This window comes from Geomicrobium sediminis (assembly GCF_016908595.1).
Taxonomy (GTDB): domain Bacteria; phylum Bacillota; class Bacilli; order Bacillales; family Marinococcaceae; genus Geomicrobium_A; species Geomicrobium_A sediminis.
On the sequence record NZ_JAFBEC010000014.1, the window covers coordinates 1 to 20,396 of the forward strand.

Consider the following 20,396-nt stretch of genomic DNA (forward strand, 5'->3'; position numbering starts at 1 on the left):
ATAAACAACTTTTTCTTTAAATGTGTCACTATATTTCACCAAACAAAACACCCCAAAAGTGAGTTTTTAACTCTAACTTTTGGGGTGCGGCACCACCTTAAGTCCGTTTTCTAATGTGTCGTAAGCTTTGCTTATTAAGTTTATTTAATGATGAGTACATCTTCTCGTTCTCTATTACGATTCTAGCAGTTCGGCAGACTCGTAAAATTGTTCTTTTGCTTCATTAAAACGTTCTGTCTGATCATTAAATGCTTCTTTGTTTTCATTAATCGTACGATACAATTCATTTACGTCATTGATCTGTTCTTCAAGTTCTTCAAATGATAAATCTTCATTCAAGAACATCGTATACAGCTCTTCGTCTAAAGCAATTGCTTGTAAGTAATTGTCATACAATTCCTTATGAACCTCATATCGACCTTGCATTGCTTCAAACACAGCCTTTCCCTCATCTTGATGTGCTGACTCAACTTCTTCAATCATCTCTTCGCCTTCCATCAACTGGGCATACGCTGACTCAATGCTCTCACGTTCAGTTTCCATTCGTTCTTTACGCTCTGAGGCAAGCTCAAGTGCTTCATTAACTTTCTCTTCAATTTCATCCATTTCACCTAAACCTAATTGCACCATCTCTTCAAACAATTCATGTTCTCGTTCTTCAGCCTCAACTAACGGTTCTTGTTGTTGTTCGAATTCAAGCTCTAATGCGATCGCCTCTTCAATATGTTCGAACAGTTCTTCTTCAGCGGAGTTCCCGCAAGCGGATACGATGAGCAATAGTCCGAGCATCGCTGCCCATATCGTCATGCGTTTTGTCATCAAGTGCCCTCCCTGACTTTCGTCTTCATTTATCATATAAGAACAAAGTAGCATTTGCAAAGTATATTTGGTAATTGTTAACAAGGCACCTTCGCTTTTTTTAGGCAAAAATCCAAACCATTTCTACACGCTTTGCATACTCTGTAAAGGTAACGCGTAAAGCGAATACAAAAGGAGGTATTCTCCATGTCATATGGTTATGGCGGTTATAGCGGCTACGGTGGTTATGGTTACGGCAACTACGGTGGTGGCGGTGGATTCGGAGCAGGAAAAGGCTTCGCACTCATCGTTGTACTTTTCATTCTTTTAGTCATCGTTGGTGCTTGTTACGGAGATAAAAAATAACAGCTTTTCCCTTTATAGCAGTCACACAATGTGACTGCTATTTTTCTTGATTGCTTTGTCTAAATCCACGTACATCTGCTATACTTTACGAAGTATCTTATTCCCGTAAACAACGATTTATGTACTCATACATCAAGGTTTTACACATAAGGAGGAACAATGGATGATTACGATGGACAGAATTGTCCGTGAAGGACACCCTGTTTTAAGAGAAGTCGCGAAGGAAGTCGCACTTCCTCCAAGTAACGAAGACCTCGCGGTCCTTAAAGAAATGCACGAGTATTTAACGAACAGTCAAGACCAAGCAATTGCAGAAAAATACGATTTACGACCTGGTAGTGGCCTCGCAGCCCCTCAAATCGGTGTAGCAAAACGAATGTTTGCCATTCACACGACAGATGAGAAAGATCAATTACACAGTTACGGGTTTATTAACCCTAAAATTGTCAGTCATTCTGTGGAAGAAACGAGTCTTGAGAACGGTGAAGGTTGCTTGTCTGTTGATCGACCAGTTGAGGGGCTCGTACCGCGTCATGCGCGTATTACCCTTGACGCACACACGTTGGACGGAGAGCACATTCGGATGCGTTTTCGTGGTTATATCGCAATCGTAATTCAACATGAAATGGACCACTTGAACGGCATTATGTTTTATGACCGTATTGAAGAATACGATGGACCACACAAACGACCACTACCGATTTAATGCATTAGAAAGCGCGACGAGGAATTTTCCCCGTCGCGCTTTTTATGTCTATGAAAGCAGTGCTAGCTTTTTGAGACCTTCGTAAATTCCTTCGTCGTCAACGTGCGTTGTCGTAAAATCAGCTACACTTTTAACGATGTCTTTTCCATTTCCCATTGCAACTCCAGTTCCAGCTGCTTGGAGCATTTCAATATCATTAAGACCGTCACCAAACGCAATCGTATCTTTCATATCGATGTGCAAGAGATCCGCAACTTTCTTAATGCCAACAGCCTTTGAACCACCGTTCGGAATAAGATCAAGCGATAATTCATGCCAACGTACGAAATCGAACTGTGGATAATTATCTTCGTAGCCATGTGCTTCCTCAATTTTAGAAAACAACAACCCTTGATAAATCTCACCTTCAAATGGATCGTTGACAACATTCGGATAAGGAAGATGCAAGTTATCCATACACTCTCGAATTCGATCACTTGCGGCGATGTTTGTTCTTGCTCCTAAATGGTCCATAACAACCATTGGATGACCCTTTTCATGAGCGTCTGAACGAATTGCTTTTAACGCATCTTTATCGAGCGACTTCGCTAGTACAACTTGATCATCAAGTACGACATAAGAGCCGTTAAAGCCGATATGTGTTGTAATGTTTAGCTCTTTTTTGAGCTCATTGTACATAAAAGGAGCGCGTCCAGTTGCAATAACAACATGATGCCCTTGTTCTTGAAGTTGTTTTACTGCATGCTTTGTAGCTTTTGACATTTGTTTCTCTTCGTTGTAAATCGTTCCGTCTATGTCTAAAAAAACGATCTTTTGGTTCATACTCTCACTCCTCATTGCCCTATTCTCCTATTATTATGTCGGATAAGTTTATGACTGAAAACCCTCTAGAATGTTTTAACTGCTTTTTTTCTGTCTAAACTATTGGGTACACTACAAGATGGACGGCTTAAGACGAGGAATTATATGGTAGGTTTATTTGCGAACAAACAGGAAATACGCTAAAATAAAGAGACTGTCTGCTGGGTTTATGTTTTCGTGGCAGTGCCCTCCCCTTTTGGAATCTCATCGGCCGAGCATTGGATATTCTTTAAGGGACCACTTCTACTAGATAAACCCCAATCATGAACGGAATGTCTGTAAAGTTCAGAGATAACAGTACAGATAACAACGATTAAGTAGAATACACGATGCTACTTAATAATAAACGTTGTACTTTTGTGAGAATAAGGAGAGATATAAATGATTTATAAAGTAATGTATCAAACGAAAGCATCTGAAGTACCTGTACGCGAAAAAACAGAAGCGTTATACATTGAAGCACAAGATGAGCGCGACGTACGTCGTAAACTTGCTGCCGACAACTATAACATTGAATTTATTCAACCGTTAACAGGTGCACATTTGGAATATGAGCAAAGTCGTCCTGACTTTAAATTGGAGAATAAGTAATGAAGCAATTGCAAGAAGATCAAGTAGCAGTTTTCGCCTTAGGAGGGCTTGGCGAAATCGGTAAAAACACGTATGCCATAGAATACAAAGACGAAATTGTCATTATAGATGCAGGGATTATGTTCCCTGAAGATGAATTGCTCGGCATTGATTATGTTATTCCTGATTATACGTATTTAGCTCGTAATGAAGACAAGATTGTCGGACTATTTATTACTCACGGTCACGAAGATCACATTGGTGGTATTCCTTATTTATTGCGTGAGATTAATGTGCCAGTGTATGGTGGAAAGCTCGCAAATGGATTGCTTCGAGGCAAACTTGAAGAACACGGGTTATTACGTAGAACGAAGATGATTGAACTTAATGAAGACGATGTGATTTCATTTAAGCATCTTACCCTTTCGTTTTTCCGTACGACACACAGCATTCCTGATGCTCTCGGGATCGTCGTCAATACGCCAGAAGGCAACATTGTCCATACTGGTGACTTTAAATTTGACTTCACCCCAGTCGGTGAACCAGCCAACTTAACGAGAATGGCTCGACTTGGTGATGAAGGCGTACTTTGTTTACTATCTGATAGTACAAACAGTGAAGTACCTGGATTTACGATGTCTGAGCGTAAAGTTGGCGATAGCATCGAGAATATCTTCCAACAAGTTGATGGAAGAATTATTTTCGCGACATTTGCTTCAAACATTTATCGTTTACAACAAGTCGTCACTTCCGCCGTTAAGCACGGCCGAAAAATCGCCGTATTTGGACGTAGCATGGAGTCTGCACTTACAATCGGACAAGAACTTGGCTACATTCAAGCGCCAAAAGACACGTTCGTTGATACGAACCAACTAAGTCGTATTCCAGATAATGAAGTGACCATTCTTTGTACTGGCTCACAAGGTGAACCAATGGCAGCTCTTTCTCGAATTGCTCATGGAACACACCGTCAAATTCAAATTATTCCTGGAGACACGGTCGTATTCTCAAGTTCACCAATTCCAGGTAATACACTTAGCGTTAATAAGATTATTAACCAACTATTCCGTGCAGGAGCAAACGTTATTCATGGCCCACTTAATGACATCCACACGTCTGGACACGGTGGCCAAGAAGAACAAAAGCTCATGCTTCGCCTCATGAAACCAAAGTACTTCTTCCCTATTCATGGGGAGTACCGCATGCTCGTAAGCCATAAGAAATTGGCGATGGATTGTGGAATTCCAGAAGAGAACGTCTTCATTATGGATACAGGTGAAGTACTAGGATTAAAGCGCGACGAAGCGAAGAAAATCGGCAAAGTTCCTTCTGGAGCCGTCTATGTGGATGGAAATGGAATCGGCGACATCGGTAACATCGTGTTACGAGACCGTCGCATTCTATCTGAAGAAGGCCTCGTTGTTGTTGTCGTATCACTTGATATGAAGAACTTCAAAGTATCAGCTGGACCTGACATCATCTCAAGAGGATTCGTCTACATGCGTGAATCTTCCCATCTCATTCACGACGCTCAGAAAATGCTCGACAAACACTTAAGAGACTTAATGGGTCAAAAAACAACCCAATGGTCCGAAATTAAAAACGAGATCATTGAATTGTTAGCACCGTTCCTCTACGAAAAGACAAAACGTAAACCAATGATTTTGCCAATCATTATGGAAGTTTAAGTGAAAGTCTCTTTAGTAAATAAAAGCGTAAAGATCAATGTGATCTTTACGCTTTTTTGTGCTCGCCTAACTTGCACCCTGGTTTCTGCTCATTCATTAATAATCAATGTCACGAACACTTTCATATTTAGTTTTTAACTAGGCGCGTGGTTTAAACAATAATTATAAAAATAATAAATTATTAGAAAAAGTGATCCAAATTGACAAGCCAATCGTTAGCTTTATTAAGAGATTACACATTAGCTTAAACATAGCTAGTTGTGATTTCATTAATTTCAAAAGGAGCGATTTCTTATGAAAAAAGCAATGGTGCTTCCGTTAGCTGGAGTATTAGCTGTCACAACATTCGCGAGCACGGCTTCCGCTGATCACGAAGGACGGGAATTTTTTGTTGAGCTGAGCCCAGAAAATGAAGTAATGAATGTTGAAAGTGATGCAATGGGAACAGCACATTTTGAAGTTAGTGACGATGGCGATACCCTTGACTATTGGATTCACGTTGAATATTTAGAAGGTGCTACTGCTGGACATTTGCATAGTGGCTCCGCTGACGAAGACGGACCAGTAGAATTATTTTTGTTCCACAATGATGAACCGATGGATTATAATGGCGATATCGCTTCAGGCACTTTACATGCGGATGATCTTGTTGGTGATTTAAGTTGGGAAGAATTTTCAATGGCCCTTGTAGCAGGTGACGTGTATGCAAACATTCACACAGAAGATTATCCTGACGGAGAAATACGTGGGCAGCTAGATGAATATGCTCAAAACGCTGCAATGGAAAAAGCCACTATGCCAACAGAAATGCCTCAAACAGGCATGGGTGGTTCAAGTTCAGGGAACTGGTTTACCTCTCTATGGACAAGCATTACAGGTTTTCTTTTTAGCTAAGATTGATAATTCCATCAACATTGGTAAGAAAATGATAGTTTGCGCGCTGGAACGACGACTGATCTGTGTATCTTTCCAGCTCAGCCCACCATCTAGCGCGCTTATTAAGACATACACAATTTGATCTTTCTAGATTAATTTGTAATTGCAGAATCGACAAGAGCGCCACCTTGACAGTTTGGAGCTCACTGAACTGAACCCATACATACTTCTATTCGCTTTGACTTACCGCAACAATCGTTTAATTCTTTGTTCTAATGTAGCAACATGATCTTGGCCTTGCTGGAAGTACCTCATATTGCCATTTGCATCGAATAAATAGAACGCAGGGATGAAATTATAACCGAATGCATCCGACAATAGCGTCTCCTCATCGATTCCAACTGGTGCTTCAATTCCTGCCTTCTTCGCCTTTGCAATCACTTCTTCCTCATCTTCACCTTCCAAATTAATTGAAACGGTATGAATGAGTCCGTCATAACGGTTTAAAAGCGCTGCAACATCTGGCATTAACTCAATACAAGAGCTGCAATCTAACGTCCAAAAGTGTACGAGATACGGTTTACTGGCTTGCTGTTCCGGATAGCCACTTACCCAGTTAATGTTATCTAACTTAGGCATCTCTGAACCAATTCGAAGTCCCATTTTCATGTCCCCTTTCATAAGTACCGATGTGGTTTATCGTACTCATTAAGGCGAACATTGGTTACGGGCACATTGAAGTTTAGACACGATCTAATAACGTTTGCGAAAGATTTACGTTATGCTGGTGAATACGCAACATCCCATTCATTACATCAGCATAAATCATACTCACCGTACTGCTAGAACCCGAACCGTGATAAAAGTGTCCGTAACGCATTTCCCGTTCCATCCGTTGAACTTTTGGGTTGTTGTAAATGACACGAATGGCTAGTTGTTTGTCATGTTCTACAAAAGCTCGGGACGTATGGACAAAACTTTCACTTACTTCTTTGTAGAGCGCTTCAATATTTGCACGCTCCCAATGATTGAGCACTTTTTGTCTCGCTTCTAATTTACTTAACGCACGAGCCATCTCTTTCATCACGTTCGTTTGTCGTTCAACATCATTATTAATTGATAACAGTTTAATGGCCTCATTCGTATCTGAATCCTTTAAATGTTGTTCTGTAATTCTTCTTAAATGATGGAACGTCGTTTTGTAGAGTGAGTCAATCACCTTCTCTTCCTCCATAATGGCTTTTCGAGCTTTATCACTTTCTAACATTTGCATAAGTTCAGGAAACATCTTAGTTTGCACACGCTCCAACATATGTTCAATCTCTTTTCGCGCTTGCAAAAGCCCAACTGCCGGAAACTTCGCTGTCGTTTGATCAATGTATTTATGATGGCTAGTTTTATTGCGTTCGGACTTTGGCATAAGTCTTTCCATCCATATGGCAAACCGATTGCAAAACGGCAATAGAACAATCACATTCACAACATTAAACAACGTATGTGCATTTGCTAATTGCCGCTCAATATCACCACCTATAAGGGTAAGCAATTGGATAAAAAGCGTCGTAAATGGAAGAAAAATTAATACACCGATAAACTTAAAGATCGCATGGGCAACCGCTGCTCTTTTCGCATCAATTGTTGCTGTAAGGCTAGAGATCATTGCCGTAAATACAGTGCCAAAATTTGCTCCATACACAATTCCTACTCCTGCTTCTAAGGAAATTGCACCCGTTGAAGCAAGCGTCATCGCGATTGCAATGGTTGCAGCACTATTTTGGATCACAGCTGTAAAAGCAATACCAGCGAATACTGCGAGCCATAAATTACCTGAAAGAAGTGTCATTAGCTGCGTAAACTGTTCGTCATACTGGAGCGGCTCCATCGCTCCAGTCATTAGGCCCATCCCAAAAAACACAAAACCAAAACCTAGAATAATTGAACCGTAAGAACGAATGCGAATGTTAATGAGAAACAATAAAACGCCTAGCGTTACAAACGCAAGGGCGTAATCTGTAATCGAAAAAGCAATTAATTGAACGGTCAACGTCGTGCCGACCGCAGAGCCAAGCATCACCCCGAGTGCTCTCCTTAAACTAATTAAACCTGCGTTTACAAAACCAACTGTCATCACAGTAGCAGCTGTTGAAGATTGCATGGCAGCCGCTAACACAATCCCTGCTAGTGCTCCGTACAGTTGGTTTTTTGTCACCCGTTGCAAAAATGTTCGAAGGCGACTAGACGCTGCTCGCTTTAAACCGTCACTTGCGATATACATTCCATACAAAAAAATGGCTAGACCACCAGCCATTTGTAAACTAATCGTCAACCAGTCCATAGCCGGCACCTTCTTCTTGGCTCTCCTTCATTTTCGTTACGATGTTAACGACATGGTCCGCTAACCGCTCATAATAACGAATCACAAAAAACAGCGGCGATAGCTGAGGAATGCGTTGAACATTTAATTTCATCTCTTCTTGGATTAATGCTTGAATGCGCTGGAATAAATGATCAACAACTTCGTCTTGCTCTTCAATCGTTTCTCCTTGTCCGTAATCTCGTTCCCCGAGCATAATTAACGCTTGATTAAACATTGTTTCACTTTTTTCATTCATCTCTTTAATGGTTTTTTCGATCTCTCCTCCAATTTCAAGGACTCCATTTTTGCGAAATGTTTCCCCAACTTCAGCGATGTTTACAATTTGATCCCCAATTCGTTCAATTTCTCGTGCAACACGCATAATCGCTGATAATTGTTGCAATTCACTTGGCATAGGAGGTTGAAATACAATAAGTTCCAACACTCGTTGATGAATATCTTGATCCAAATGATCAACCGCTAGATCTCCTTTGATTAGTGAATGAATCGTGTTTTGATCTTGCTTAAACAGCACATCAGGAAGATCTGTCATTTGCTCTTTCGCTAGATTTCCCATTTTAAGCAATTGTCGATAAATGTCATTGAATTCTTCATTAAAAAGTTTCACTTGATTGTATCCCCCCTCCTTCTCAGTTATTTAGCTTATGAATCTTATGTTTTCTTCATGATACAATCAGAAATTATGCCATCAACTCCAGATCGTAACCACTCGTTTGCTTCATGCTCGTCATTTACGGTATAAACAAACGTTTTTAAACCTATTTCTTTAAATTCTGAAATGTCTTTTGCTGAAATTAACCGATGATGAGGATGAATGGCATACACGTCATAAGGCTCAAATCCCTGGACATAGTGTCGAATGTTATGCATTTTCTGATTGACAAGTACTCCTATTTTAATCGATTCATTCAATTGTTTTACGTTGTACAGGCAACTATGGTCAAACGAAGAAACGATCGTTTGTTCAAATCGTCCGTACCTTTCAATCGTTTCGACAACCGCTTTTTCAATTCCTTTATAAAAGGACGGGATGTTTTTAATCTCAACATTGATGAGCACGTCTTTAGGTAGCGCCTCAATTACTTCACCCAAGGTTGGCAGCGTCTCATCTTTATACTTAGGATGAAACCAACTTCCTGCATCAAGTTGTTGGAGTTCTGTAAGTTCATATTCACTCACCAAACCTTCCCCATTCGTCGTGCGTTGCAGGGCTTCATCATGAATAATCACAAGCTTGTTATCTTTCGTTAAGTGAACATCCAACTCAATCCCTGTTGCTCCATGCTTGATGGCTTCTTGAAAGGCTGTGATCGTATTTTCTGGTGCGATATGTGAATAGCCTCGATGTGCGATAAACACCACTACACCTCCATTGATTATAAGTAATGTTATAAAAGGTGCCACACGGATCCCGTTGTGACACCTTTTTGTATTAGCGTTTCATTTCGCTCGTTAAATAGTTTTTGACTGTTTCGACTGCAATTGGAATTGCGGCTTCTTTAGGGTTTAATGTTGGCTCATGTAACCCTGCTTCTCCGTCTACGCCTAGCCAGAACATGAATCCTGGAATTTCATCAAGAAAGAATCCGAAGTCTTCCCCTGTCATCGCCTCTTTGCTCAATTCAAATTGGACGTTTGGGTCCGCCTCTACGAAGTTCATAAATGATGATACGCGCGCTTCATCATTCCACACTTGTTTGTAGCTTGATCCCCACTCAACGTCAACGTTACATTGAAAGCTTTTCGAAATGCCTTCTCCCATGTCTAGGATGTTTTGCTTCACGAGTTGCATCGCTTCTTTTGAGCGTGTTCGAATCGTTCCTTCAGTATCTGCACGGTCTGCAATAATGTTTTCTTTTTTTCCGCTTTCGATTTTACCAATGGTGATGACTGCACTATCTAATGGGTTGATTCTTCTTGAAATAATCGATTGAAGTTGCGTCACCATGTAACTCGAAGCGACAACCATATCATTCGCATCATGTGGGAATGCAGCATGGCCACCTTTTCCTTCTAAATGTAAATTAAATTCTCCAGTATTTGCAAATAACAAACCAGGCTTCGTTGAGATCGTTCCTACTTGGCGAAGTGGATCGACGTGTAAAGCCATCATCCAATCTGGTTTCCATTGTTTAAAGATTGCTGATTGCATCATCGGCTCTGCCCCACCAGGTCCTTCTTCTGCAGGTTGAAAAATAAACAATAGATTGTCTTTTGGCTGCTCATGAGCAAAATGATTCAAAAGAGAAAGCGCAATCGTCATATGAAAATCATGACCACATGCATGCATAAACCCCTCATGCTCTGAGGCAAAAGGTAGTCCTGTTTTTTCATCGACAGGAAGTCCATCTATATCCGTTCGATAACCGATGGTTTGGGACGGATTACTACCTTGAACTTTAATAAAGTATCCTGTCTCCCAAGGTTCAATCGTTAAGTACTCTTGAGGCATATCGTCCACTTGTTTTTTAATTCGAGCACTCGTTTTGAATTCTTCGAATCCAGGTTCAGGAATTTTGTGAAAATCCCTTCTTAATTCGATCATTACGTCATCACTATAGATCATCGTCTCACCTCATGATTGAAAAGACTCCCGTTTGTCAGCCAAACGGGAGCATACGATTATTCTTCTTCTTTTAACTTGCGAAGTTCTTGCTTGATTTCAGTCTTGCCACGTGTACCTTCATCAATGTCTTTGATAACACGCGCTGGTGTACCAGCTACAACTTTGTTTTCTGGTACATCTTCTGTAACGATTGCACCTGCAGCGACAACAGATCCTTTACCGACACGTACGCCTTCAAGAATGACTGCATTTGCACCGATCACAACATCGTCTTCCACGATCACTGGTTGTGCTGATGGTGGTTCTACAACGCCTGCTAATACAGCGCCTGCTCCGATATGGCAGTTTTTACCGACCGTAGCTCGTCCACCCATAACAACGTTCATATCAATCATTGTACCTTCGCCTACAACGGATCCAATGTTGATGCTTGCACCCATCATAATGACAGCATTGTCACCAATCTCAACTTGGTCACGAATGATTGCGCCTGGCTCGATACGCGCTTTAATGTTTTTCATGTCAAGCAAAGGAATCGCAGAGTTACGACGATCGTTCTCAACGACATAGTCTTCAATCTTCGCTTCGTTTAATGCAGCTTGAACTGCTTTCCACTCACCGAATACGACAGCTCCCTTTTCATTCGGGTAAACTTTCGCACCTTCACCGAAATTACTATTAGATACATCACCGTTAAGGTACACTTTTACCGGTGTTGATTTCTCTGATTCAGAAATAAACTTAACAATCTCATGTCCGTCCATCATCTTCATTATTCATTTCCTCCAAACACTCTCGTAGTATCAATTTTCCTATTCTAGATTATCACATTCGTAGTGTGAACAAAAGCTTAAGGTTCTCGCGAACGCTCACCTTCCACGTGTTCTTCGTCTTCAATGATCTCTTCTAGGCTATCATGAGTTTTGACGTAGAGATCTCGTGCTGGCAACGCGAAATCTACCCCTTCTTCATGTAAAATCTCCACAATGCGCAAGTTGATTTCTTCTTTTACGATTAACCATTCACTCCAAGCCGTCGTTTTCGTGAAGAAATAAAACATTAATTCAATTCCCGACTGATTAAAATCGTGTAATCGAACAAAAATTGTCTCTTGATCAATTCCTTCATGCTCTTTCAACTCGTTTTCAATACGTTCACGTGAACGTTTTAAAGAAGCAATGGGTGTTTCAAATGGGAATTGAATTTCAAATGCAATTTGCCGTTTATTCATTTCAGACCAGTTCGTAATCGGTTCATGGGCAAGTGTAGAATTTGGGACCGTTACGAGCCCTTCCGAAAACGTCCGTACCTTTGTACTTCGAAACGAAATGTCTTCGACAATCCCCTCTACAGTTGGTGTTTCAATCCAATCTCCCTTCTTAAATGGCCGCTCTGTAACGATGATAATACCACCAAAGAAGTTCCCGATCGTATCTTGAGCAGCTAAGGCAAAGGCCAATCCACCTAAACCAAGACCTGCGATAAACCCGTTAATATCGAAACCCCACGTATCTAAAACCACAGTTAACGTTAGGGCAATGATAATCGCTCGTAATATCCTTGATAAAAACGGTACGAGCATACTGTCTTCGTCCCCGTCTAAACGCATGCTAAGCTTTTTAAACATGTTAGACGTCGTTCCTGAGAAGTTAAATAATCCCCAACCGATCGTAATTATAATCGTCGTTCTAAACAACGTCGTAATTAAGTCAAAGCGTCTAGTTTCTACGGCAGTTGGGTCTGCTGGAAATAAGTACAACAAAGCAAGATAAAGCCCTAACGTAACGAAGAAAAACCGGAGCGGCTTTTGATAACTAAGTAAGAAGTTTGGAATGACTTCACTTTGACTTTTCCTAGATATTCTTAGAACGAAGGCAAAGACATATCGCGTAAATAATTTGCGCAGGAATAAAAACATACAGATGATTAAAAACGCAAACACAAACCTTAACCACGGGTAACTCTCTATTGACTCATAATATAATTCAACCATGTGAACCTCCAAAACGAAAAAAGAGAGAATCATTCGATTCCCCCATCGTCTGATCTCTTATTCATTGTCATGTTGACACTTTTATGCGTTCTAATGTAAGTACATGATCTAATAATTCATGTACTGCCCCTTCGTCCAATCGCTTATCCCACTTGCCTTCTCTTATTAACAATGCCTGTTCAATCACTTTCGAATTCTTCCAACGTTTCAACGCCCAAATCGCGCCCTTAGTTTTGGAAGTCATTCGCCCGAGCTCTTTAAAGCACCAAGAACGGCAAGCATTTAGGACAGCTTCATGACCGTACGGATCATAAAACGGGTGAAATACATTTAGTTTATGTTGACGAAGTGACCCTTTCATTGCCTCGTTTAACCACGGCACAGGCACTTCACCAATTACTTCTTGCGCAGGCTTTCCTGCGATCAGTTTTCCAGATTGATAACAAATGGTAAAATCCATCAGCAAACCTTCATCCATACCTTCATGCTTCATCACAGCGTCAAGACCTCGCCTTTTAATTAGCACGAATTCATAAGATGGCAATGAATGAGGATGGGTTACTTCTTCTTCAAGAACACATAAAAACTCAAGTCCATTTCCAGGTACTTCAAGTTCTTCCTCACTTAACAATTCCAGTAATCTCTGTTGGTCTTCTGCACGAATTGGACGATTTACGACACAGAATATGTCTAAATCACTAACCTCCTCGTCATAATCACCTAAAACCTTCGAGCCACTCAAGTACAAGCCTGTGAGGCGGTCCTTAAGAACCGTACTTACCACTTCTTTTAAATGACGCAAATAATCGTCAATCTGGTCATCCATGATCAGCATCTTCCTCCATCCATATCATTAAGTATGATTTATCTAATGCATATTTATATGCACTTAAGAATATGTTAGCTGATTGTTTGAGATGTTGCAATCAAAAAGAAAAAGAACGAGGCAAAAGCCTCGTTTCAATGGGTCCGTTCATATATAGGAGGGAATTACATGTCACTGATACAGACCGGGGGTATGGCAATTTCATTCGATGGAAAGAAGTAAAACATCGGCGGATATGTCTACTTCCTTCCATACGATATCTTATGCAAGCTACCTTATACTCTAGTAATGACTTGACCTACTCTAGCAATATTTCCGTCATTGCCTACTGACTTTAATCATTAACGATCACAAGAGATATAAATCGTTCCTCTAAGACGTGAACGGCTTTTTTCTTTTTCTGGCTTTCGACCACCATCAGGTCTAGATTCTCTTTCTTTTGGGTACCAAGGTGCAGCAGGCTTTTGATAGCCACTTTCGAAAACGTTATCGTCGTTCCCGTAGCCATGATTATGATCCTCACGGTTACGATCTTCGCGATTACGATCCTCACGACATGAACACCCGTTCCAGTGATGACGAGATTTTCCCATTTAAATACACCTCCTTCGTGAAAATAAGGAGCACGAAGTACGTGCTCCTAGTACAGATTAAAGATTAGTCGTCACATTCGATTTCAAAACGAATGCGGCAACGCTCTTCGCGTCTACATTTGTCTTTTTTCTCACAGCAATCATAATCATAATCATAATCTCTCTTACATCCACAGTGACGACGGCGCTCACAACCACAGCCGCGACCATGACCACGACCACCTTTGTTGTTACCACCAAAACATCCGAATAAGTTATCCCAATGATTAAATGACATTTATTTACTCTCCTTTAATCAACCATATTTTTGCTTACAGTTAATTCTATGTAGCAATGGAACATGCTTTGTAATTGAAAGACCTAGATTAAAGAAAAAACGAGCAAAACGTCTATGAAATTGGGTAGTTTCATAGACCATCGTCTTTATGATGGAACAAAAAAACTGCTGAGAAATTGTTCCTCAGCAGTAAAAATCGTTATTCTTTGTCGTTTTTATTTTCGTCTTTATTACGACGAACAATCGTATCTAGAAGATCAAGAATCTCATCTTTGCTTAAATCATCAGCACGAGTTTCTCGTTTTTGCTCTGACACTGGTGACGAATCATCGGTAGATTTTTCGTCAGTTGTTGTTTTCTCTTCAGCGTCATTTAAGTCTTCTTCTGTTGCGTAACGAGGTTCATCTTGACGCGTTTCGTTTTCTGCATGTTGTTCGTTTTGTCGGTCTACGTGATCTTTGTTGTTCTCTTTTGTAGCTGTTAAATACCTTCTTTCACCATCGCGATCATCAACGACGACATACGGTTTTTTTGATCTCGTTTCTTTATCAAACAAACTGTACATAACTGGAATGAACACGAGCGTGAGTAGTGTACTACTAATTAAGCCTCCAATGACCGCAATCGCCATCGGCTGTTGCATCTCTGCACCTTCACCCATACCAATTGCAATTGGTACCATACCGAGAATCGCAGTAACAGACGTCATCACAATCGGTCTCGTTCTTAATTGAACGGATTCAACTAAAGCATCATACGTTGACATCCCTGCTCGTTTACGTTGATTTACGAAGTCGAGCATAACGATCCCATTGTTAACGGCAATACCGACGAGGATAATAATCCCGATAAACGCGGTAATACCGATTGCTGTTTGCGTTGCAGTTAATGCAATTGCAACACCAATTATGACGAGCGGTACAGTAAGCATCATAATGAATGGTAACTTAAAGGATTCGAATTGCGCTGCCATGATGAGGTATATAAAGATAATCGCTAATACGAGCGCCAAAATCATACTCGCAATCGCATCATCTAAAATTTCTTGTTCCCCACCAAATGAGAATTGTGCACCGTCTGGCAACTCAATTTCTGCAACAGCTTCCTCAATTGATGCAGATACATCACTTAAAACAGCAGCGGTCGTGTAACTTACTGTAAACTCTACGGCTTCTTCTTGATCTGCTCGTTGAATTGACGCTGGACTTTCACCGTCAGATATCTCAGCAACATCTCCTAAGTTTACCGTTTCACCTTCACTGTTTCGAATGGTTAATACTTCAAGTTCTTCAATCGTATCGGTATAACTACTATCTAAACCAACGACAACTTCATATGTGGAAGACGAAGCATTTTCGTCGTTCTCTTCCTCGTCTTCGTCATCGCCATTGCTCGTAAGTTGAACGAGTGCAATCGTTTCACCGCGAGTTGCTTCACTCACTTGACTTGCTATTTCAGCAGGCGTTAACCCATTTTCTAATGCTTCATCAGAATCAACGTCGATCGCGATTTCTGGAATCGTTTCTTCGATACTAAGTTCAACATCATTTATGATGTTGTAATCGAGTAATTCATCTTCTAAGTCGTATGCAAAGTCATATAACTCTGAGCGATCCTCATGGGAAACGATAAATGGTACGGTATTCGCTTCGCCGCCCATCGCAGCAGACATCGTATATGCACTTAATTCCTCGACTCCATCATCGGCACGTTCTAGATCGCGAGTAATCGATTCAACGAATTCCGCATCCGTTAATGTTCGCTCATCCATCGGTACGAGTGAAACGATAATCTCCGCAACATGAGATTGACCATTTCCGCCCATATCCATTGAAGAGCCTCCGATGGTCGCAGAGTAATCGGCAATTTCTTGGTAATCATCGAGTACTTCTTCAATTGCCGCAACGGCTTCATCCGTTCTTTCAAGACTGGTTCCTGGCTCCATTTCAACGTCAACATTAAACGAGCCTTGATCACTTTCTGGTAAGAGCTCCGTACCGACGGTAAAGAGTCCTGCAATACCACCAAATAAGAGCAAGAATGTGATGGCAATTACTGATTTACGATGAGCAAGCGACCAGTGGGTCATATTTTCAAGCCAGTTCATCGATTTGGAATTACGACGTTTATCTTCAATGTCTTCATCTGGTGTTTTTAACACACGACTTGCAACCATCGGTACGACGGTAATTGCAACAAGTAATGAAGACAATAAACTAAACGATACTGTTAAAGCGAGCTCTCTAAAGATGTCTCCTACGATGCCTGAGATAAAGACAATTGGTAGGAACACAGAGATAGTCGTCAATGTCGAAGCGACAATTGCACCAAAGACTTCTTTCGTTCCTTCGCGTGCTGCGTCTTTAGGATTCTTGCCTTTCGATAAGTGACGGTAAATGTTCTCGATCACTACGATCGCATTGTCAATTACAAGACCGATCCCGAGTGCTAAACCACCGAGTGTCATAATGTTTAGGCCAATGTCTAAGAAATACATAAACGCAAACGTTACAATGACTGAAAATGGAATAGCAAGCCCGATGATGAATGGTGTTTTCAAGTTTCGAAGGAATAAGAAAAGCACCGACATCGCGAGCACACCACCAAGAATTAACGCTGATAATACGCTATTAATCGCTTGGTTAATAAAGTCACCCTCATCGTATAAAGTAACGACTTCTAAATCTTCATAGTCACTATCATTTAATAATTCATCAAGTCGATCGTTCACTGCATTTGACGTTTGTGTCGTGTTTGCATTGGATTCTTGCATGATCGACAGTGTAATGGCTTCTTCTAAGTTGGCTCGTGTAATCGTTGATTGTTCTTCAGTAACGACATCTACTTCACCAACATCATCGACTGTTACTTGATCCCCACTTCCTGGATCAACGCCAACCACGACTTCTCGTATGTCTTCAAGAGTTGTAAGTTCACTGATTACACGGGTCGTTAAACTAAGTTCGTCTTGTTCAACCGTTCCACCAGGCATTGATACGTTGTTCGCCTGTATGGCACCTGTGATATCTTCTTGTGTCAGTGAATAATCGTCCATAAGCTCTCGATCAAGATTTATTTCAACGATTTCACTTAAACTTCCCGCTTCGTCAACGCTAGCAACACCAGGAATGTTTAATAATTCATCTTCAAGACTAAGTACATCATCTTGGAAATCAATCACATCGTCACCAGAAGTAACCGCGAGTTGCATCATCGGGAACATCGATGGGTCAAACTGTAAAAAGCTCGGCTCATCCACGTCATCTGGTAAATCAACTTGCCTTAGTGTATTAATAATCTCCAGCTCAACATCACTAATGGATGTATCCCAATCGAACTGTAAGATAATCATGGAAGTTCCTTCCATACTGTTCGACTGCATTAATTCTAATCCAGTCGTTCTGGAAAGCTGATTTTCAATTGGTTCGGTCACTTCAGATAATACTTCTTCAGGACCTGCGTTTGGATAACTCGTAACAACTGCTGCAACTGGTGGTTCTATGTCTGGAATCAGTTGCAAAGGCAACCTAGTTGAGGACACGATACCCATAATAATAAAGAGAATCATGACCACAATCGTAAATACCGGACGCCTTATGGAAAAGTTCGTCATGCACTCCACCCCTATTTCATTTCTATCTTTACTGATCATACACATGAAACATGAACTGTATATGACTTGGTACATTTGTCATCAGTCGTTCACATTTTTATTTTTCATCTTCTGTTTCGTTAATCGACACGTACATGCTCGTTCCAAGGTTACGTTTGCTTTCTACTTTAATACTAAACTTATGCAAATCTAAAATTCGCTTAACGAGGGAGAGCCCGAGCCCATTACCACTGATCTGTGGTGTTCTCGATGTATCCACCGTGTAAAATCTCTCAAACACGTATGGCAGGTGTTCTTTCGGGATGCCCATGCCTTGATCTCGAAAAACAATTGTAAATTTTCCACGGTCATTTTTCGCTTCAATATCAATGACCCCATCTCGGTCGGAGAACTTAATTGCATTTGTTAGTAAGTTCATCCACACTTGCTCCATTAAATCTTGATCGGCAACGATCATAATTTGAGGAAGGTCAATGTTGATCGTTATGTTTTCTTGTTCCCATAACAATTGGGTGGAAAGAACGACACGTCGAATTTGCTCATCAACTAAGTATTCGTGCTTTTCAATGGGATGATGTTCTGACTCGAGCGAAGCGAGTTGGAGTAAATGATCACTCAGTCGTGAAAGTCGTTGTGTACTTGAATGGATGATATCTAAGTACTCTTTTTGTTCATCTTCTTTTACAACACCGTCACGAATTGCCTGAACGAATCCATTAATTGTCGTCATTGGGGACTTAAATTCATGCGAAACGTTGCTAACAAACTCTTGTCTCATCGTTTCAATTTGTTGTAGTTCTTTGGACATATAATTAAAATTGTCGACGAGCTCGCCTATCTCATCTTCCCTTTTTTTCTTAATGTAAACCGAGAAATCACCTTTCGCCATTTTTCTAGCTGCATTGGATAATTGATTGATCGGTGAGATAATCGGGGTAGACGCTACTACAAATCCTAAGCTACCAATAATTAATACGATCATCAATACGACTAGGACAATATGCCGAACCGCTTCTGACTCCTCTGTGATATCAAACTGGTAAACAAACGTATAATTTTCGCCCTGAATCTCTTTTGGGGCAACGACTTCAAACATGTCTACATCACTTCGAAACGTAAACGCCGTTTCTAATTCGTCGAGATGATTTATACGATTTATGGAAGTCGTTGATATAGAGCTCGCCTGTTCGGTTGAAAAAGCTACATCACGATCCCCATCAATTGCAATCACTTCAGCTTGATATAACTTTACTAGTTCCTCAATCTCTCCAAATGAATCAAGCTCTTTAGCTTGAAGTACGGTATTCATTCCTGATTCAATACTCGTAACCGATAATTCAGATTGATAATGTTCCGGGTACATGAAATAAGCATAAACGTAAGCGATCAATAAACTGACAAATAAAACGACGATAAACGTAATAACAATGCGCACATGAAAACGTTGACGCCACAGTAGAAATAACATTTAATTCATCGCCTCGAGTGCATAACCTAGCCCGCGCACAGTTTTTATTGATAACTCTGGTAGATGGCGAATTTTTTCACGTAAACGTTTAATATGTACATCTACCGTTCGATCGTCACCTGTAAAATCAATTCCCCAAATCGATTCTATTAATTGTTCCCTCGTAAAAATCTTCCCTGGAAATTTCGCTAGATGAAAAAGTAACTCACATTCCTTCTTCTTTAAGACCACAACGTCATCGTCTTTTATGACTTGGAGGCGATCTAAATCTATCGTATACGCTCCAATTGTCGTGACCTGGTGACTTCCACTGTCTGAACGCTTTAGTAGAGCTTTCACTCGTAACGTCATTTCAATCGGATCGAACGGTTTCACTAAGTAATCATCCGTTCCGGCATTAAATCCGTTGATCTTATCTTTAGACTCTCCTTTTGCCGTAATCATTAAGATTGGGATTGACGACTGTTCTCGAATGGATTTCGTTAATTGAATGCCATCAAGTTTCGGCATCATTACATCAATTAATGCAAGTGAGACGTCTTGCTGCTTCATGTACAGTAGTGCTTCTTTCCCATCGCAAGCTTCGATTACTTTATAACTTGCATTTTCTAAGTATAAACGGATTAACTTTCGAATATGTGCATCATCATCAGCAACAAGGATTGTCGCCACATCAAACCCCTCCTAATCCCTTTAGTGTATACCTACAACATGAACTGATTATGACAAATACGAGTAAAAATCGCAAAAAACTGCTTCTGAACCCGAAGCAATCAGATTTAATTCGTATTTTATATTGTAGTTCTATTTAATTTCCA

The 20,396-nt window shown here is 40.6% G+C and carries 20 protein-coding genes; 5 read left to right on the forward strand and 15 right to left on the reverse strand.

The features are described 5' to 3' along the window. Positions 1–174: 174 nt before the first annotated feature. Positions 175–819 carry a YkyA family protein gene (locus JOD17_RS17770; protein ID WP_204699362.1) on the reverse strand — a complete coding sequence of 215 codons (645 nt, stop codon included), beginning with the start codon at positions 817–819 and terminating at the stop codon, positions 175–177. A gap of 186 nt (positions 820–1,005) precedes the next feature. On the opposite strand from JOD17_RS17770, the gene JOD17_RS17775 reads away from it, so the two are divergent. Then, complete coding sequence (locus JOD17_RS17775; RefSeq protein ID WP_081833646.1) at positions 1,006–1,164, forward strand: YjcZ family sporulation protein; 159 nt, start codon at positions 1,006–1,008, stop codon at positions 1,162–1,164. Positions 1,165–1,327: 163 nt separating this feature from the next. After that, complete coding sequence (gene def / locus JOD17_RS17780) at positions 1,328–1,870, forward strand: peptide deformylase (protein WP_204699364.1); 543 nt, start codon at positions 1,328–1,330, stop codon at positions 1,868–1,870. Positions 1,871–1,918: 48 nt separating this feature from the next. Here the strand turns inward: def and JOD17_RS17785 are convergent, their stop codons facing one another. Continuing rightward, positions 1,919–2,692 (reverse strand): Cof-type HAD-IIB family hydrolase, encoded by a 774-nt coding sequence (locus JOD17_RS17785; protein WP_204699366.1) that lies wholly within the window; start codon positions 2,690–2,692, stop codon positions 1,919–1,921. 420 nt (positions 2,693–3,112) lie between these two features. Between JOD17_RS17785 and JOD17_RS17790 the strand changes: the two genes are divergently transcribed. From JOD17_RS17790 to JOD17_RS17800, 3 genes are all read left to right on the forward strand, one after another. After that, entirely contained in the window at positions 3,113–3,322 is a 210-nt protein-coding gene (locus tag JOD17_RS17790) for a DNA-dependent RNA polymerase subunit epsilon (protein WP_042415324.1), read from the forward strand. Next, on the forward strand, positions 3,322–4,989 hold the full coding sequence (gene rnjA / locus JOD17_RS17795) for a ribonuclease J1 (protein WP_204699368.1): 1,668 nt from the start codon (positions 3,322–3,324) through the stop codon (positions 4,987–4,989). The genes JOD17_RS17790 and rnjA overlap by 1 nt, the downstream gene beginning before the upstream one ends. A gap of 294 nt (positions 4,990–5,283) precedes the next feature. Next, a complete protein-coding gene (locus tag JOD17_RS17800) occupies positions 5,284–5,883 on the forward strand; it encodes a CHRD domain-containing protein (protein WP_204699369.1) in 600 nt (199 codons plus the stop codon). A gap of 225 nt (positions 5,884–6,108) precedes the next feature. Here the strand turns inward: JOD17_RS17800 and JOD17_RS17805 are convergent, their stop codons facing one another. The 13 genes from JOD17_RS17805 to JOD17_RS17865 all read right to left on the reverse strand — a co-directional run bounded on the left by JOD17_RS17805 (position 6,109) and on the right by JOD17_RS17865 (position 20,250). Continuing rightward, complete coding sequence (locus tag JOD17_RS17805) at positions 6,109–6,528, reverse strand: TlpA family protein disulfide reductase (RefSeq protein WP_204699370.1); 420 nt, start codon at positions 6,526–6,528, stop codon at positions 6,109–6,111. 79 nt (positions 6,529–6,607) lie between these two features. After that, complete coding sequence (locus JOD17_RS17810; protein ID WP_204699371.1) at positions 6,608–8,200, reverse strand: Na/Pi cotransporter family protein; 1,593 nt, start codon at positions 8,198–8,200, stop codon at positions 6,608–6,610. Beyond that, the gene (locus tag JOD17_RS17815) at positions 8,181–8,849 is read right to left on the reverse strand and encodes a PhoU domain-containing protein (protein WP_204699372.1); all 669 of its coding nucleotides are present in this window, start codon (positions 8,847–8,849) and stop codon (positions 8,181–8,183) included. The genes JOD17_RS17810 and JOD17_RS17815 overlap by 20 nt, the downstream gene beginning before the upstream one ends. 44 nt (positions 8,850–8,893) lie before the next feature. Beyond that, positions 8,894–9,601, reverse strand: a complete 708-nt coding sequence (locus tag JOD17_RS17820; RefSeq protein WP_204699373.1) for a glycerophosphodiester phosphodiesterase family protein — start codon at positions 9,599–9,601, stop codon at positions 8,894–8,896. A gap of 73 nt (positions 9,602–9,674) precedes the next feature. Further along, positions 9,675–10,808, reverse strand: a complete 1,134-nt coding sequence (locus JOD17_RS17825; RefSeq protein WP_204699374.1) for an N-acetyldiaminopimelate deacetylase — start codon at positions 10,806–10,808, stop codon at positions 9,675–9,677. Positions 10,809–10,864: 56 nt separating this feature from the next. Next, on the reverse strand, positions 10,865–11,581 hold the full coding sequence (dapD, locus tag JOD17_RS17830; protein WP_042359865.1) for a 2,3,4,5-tetrahydropyridine-2,6-dicarboxylate N-acetyltransferase: 717 nt from the start codon (positions 11,579–11,581) through the stop codon (positions 10,865–10,867). 77 nt (positions 11,582–11,658) lie between these two features. After that, positions 11,659–12,801, reverse strand: coding sequence for a mechanosensitive ion channel family protein (locus JOD17_RS17835; protein ID WP_204699375.1), 1,143 nt, complete (start codon positions 12,799–12,801; stop codon positions 11,659–11,661). 67 nt (positions 12,802–12,868) lie between these two features. Continuing rightward, positions 12,869–13,627, reverse strand: a complete 759-nt coding sequence (locus JOD17_RS17840; protein WP_052361099.1) for an aminoglycoside adenylyltransferase domain-containing protein — start codon at positions 13,625–13,627, stop codon at positions 12,869–12,871. A 341-nt stretch (positions 13,628–13,968) separates the two neighbouring features. Beyond that, positions 13,969–14,220, reverse strand: coding sequence for a hypothetical protein (locus JOD17_RS17845; RefSeq protein ID WP_204699377.1), 252 nt, complete (start codon positions 14,218–14,220; stop codon positions 13,969–13,971). A gap of 57 nt (positions 14,221–14,277) precedes the next feature. Continuing rightward, the gene (locus tag JOD17_RS17850) at positions 14,278–14,430 is read right to left on the reverse strand and encodes a hypothetical protein (protein WP_204699379.1); all 153 of its coding nucleotides are present in this window, start codon (positions 14,428–14,430) and stop codon (positions 14,278–14,280) included. A 266-nt stretch (positions 14,431–14,696) separates the two neighbouring features. Then, positions 14,697–18,110: an efflux RND transporter permease subunit gene (locus tag JOD17_RS17855; protein WP_204699380.1), complete on the reverse strand. Its 3,414-nt coding sequence runs from the start codon at positions 18,108–18,110 to the stop codon at positions 14,697–14,699. Between the two features lie 97 nt (positions 18,111–18,207). Further along, positions 18,208–19,578, reverse strand: a complete 1,371-nt coding sequence (locus tag JOD17_RS17860; protein WP_204699381.1) for a sensor histidine kinase — start codon at positions 19,576–19,578, stop codon at positions 18,208–18,210. Continuing rightward, entirely contained in the window at positions 19,579–20,250 is a 672-nt protein-coding gene (locus JOD17_RS17865) for a response regulator (RefSeq protein ID WP_204699382.1), read from the reverse strand. Between the last annotated feature and the right edge of the window lie 146 nt (positions 20,251–20,396).

Bases quoted from the DNA above. Each gene is read 5' to 3' on its own strand.
- JOD17_RS17770 (WP_204699362.1), bottom strand. From the start codon at position 819: ATGACAAAACGCATGACGATATGGGCAGCGATGCTCGGACTATTGCTC.
- JOD17_RS17775 (WP_081833646.1), top strand. From the start codon at position 1,006: ATGTCATATGGTTATGGCGGTTATAGCGGCTACGGTGGTTATGGTTAC.
- def (WP_204699364.1), top strand. From the start codon at position 1,328: ATGATTACGATGGACAGAATTGTCCGTGAAGGACACCCTGTTTTAAGA.
- JOD17_RS17785 (WP_204699366.1), bottom strand. From the start codon at position 2,692: ATGAACCAAAAGATCGTTTTTTTAGACATAGACGGAACGATTTACAAC.
- JOD17_RS17790 (WP_042415324.1), top strand. From the start codon at position 3,113: ATGATTTATAAAGTAATGTATCAAACGAAAGCATCTGAAGTACCTGTA.
- rnjA (WP_204699368.1), top strand. From the start codon at position 3,322: ATGAAGCAATTGCAAGAAGATCAAGTAGCAGTTTTCGCCTTAGGAGGG.
- JOD17_RS17800 (WP_204699369.1), top strand. From the start codon at position 5,284: ATGAAAAAAGCAATGGTGCTTCCGTTAGCTGGAGTATTAGCTGTCACA.
- JOD17_RS17805 (WP_204699370.1), bottom strand. From the start codon at position 6,528: ATGGGACTTCGAATTGGTTCAGAGATGCCTAAGTTAGATAACATTAAC.
- JOD17_RS17810 (WP_204699371.1), bottom strand. From the start codon at position 8,200: ATGGACTGGTTGACGATTAGTTTACAAATGGCTGGTGGTCTAGCCATT.
- JOD17_RS17825 (WP_204699374.1), bottom strand. From the start codon at position 10,808: ATGATCTATAGTGATGACGTAATGATCGAATTAAGAAGGGATTTTCAC.
- dapD (WP_042359865.1), bottom strand. From the start codon at position 11,581: ATGAAGATGATGGACGGACATGAGATTGTTAAGTTTATTTCTGAATCA.
- JOD17_RS17835 (WP_204699375.1), bottom strand. From the start codon at position 12,801: ATGGTTGAATTATATTATGAGTCAATAGAGAGTTACCCGTGGTTAAGG.
- JOD17_RS17840 (WP_052361099.1), bottom strand. From the start codon at position 13,627: ATGGATGACCAGATTGACGATTATTTGCGTCATTTAAAAGAAGTGGTA.
- JOD17_RS17845 (WP_204699377.1), bottom strand. From the start codon at position 14,220: ATGGGAAAATCTCGTCATCACTGGAACGGGTGTTCATGTCGTGAGGAT.
- JOD17_RS17850 (WP_204699379.1), bottom strand. From the start codon at position 14,430: ATGGTCGCGGCTGTGGTTGTGAGCGCCGTCGTCACTGTGGATGTAAGA.
- JOD17_RS17855 (WP_204699380.1), bottom strand. From the start codon at position 18,110: ATGACGAACTTTTCCATAAGGCGTCCGGTATTTACGATTGTGGTCATG.
- JOD17_RS17860 (WP_204699381.1), bottom strand. From the start codon at position 19,578: ATGTTATTTCTACTGTGGCGTCAACGTTTTCATGTGCGCATTGTTATT.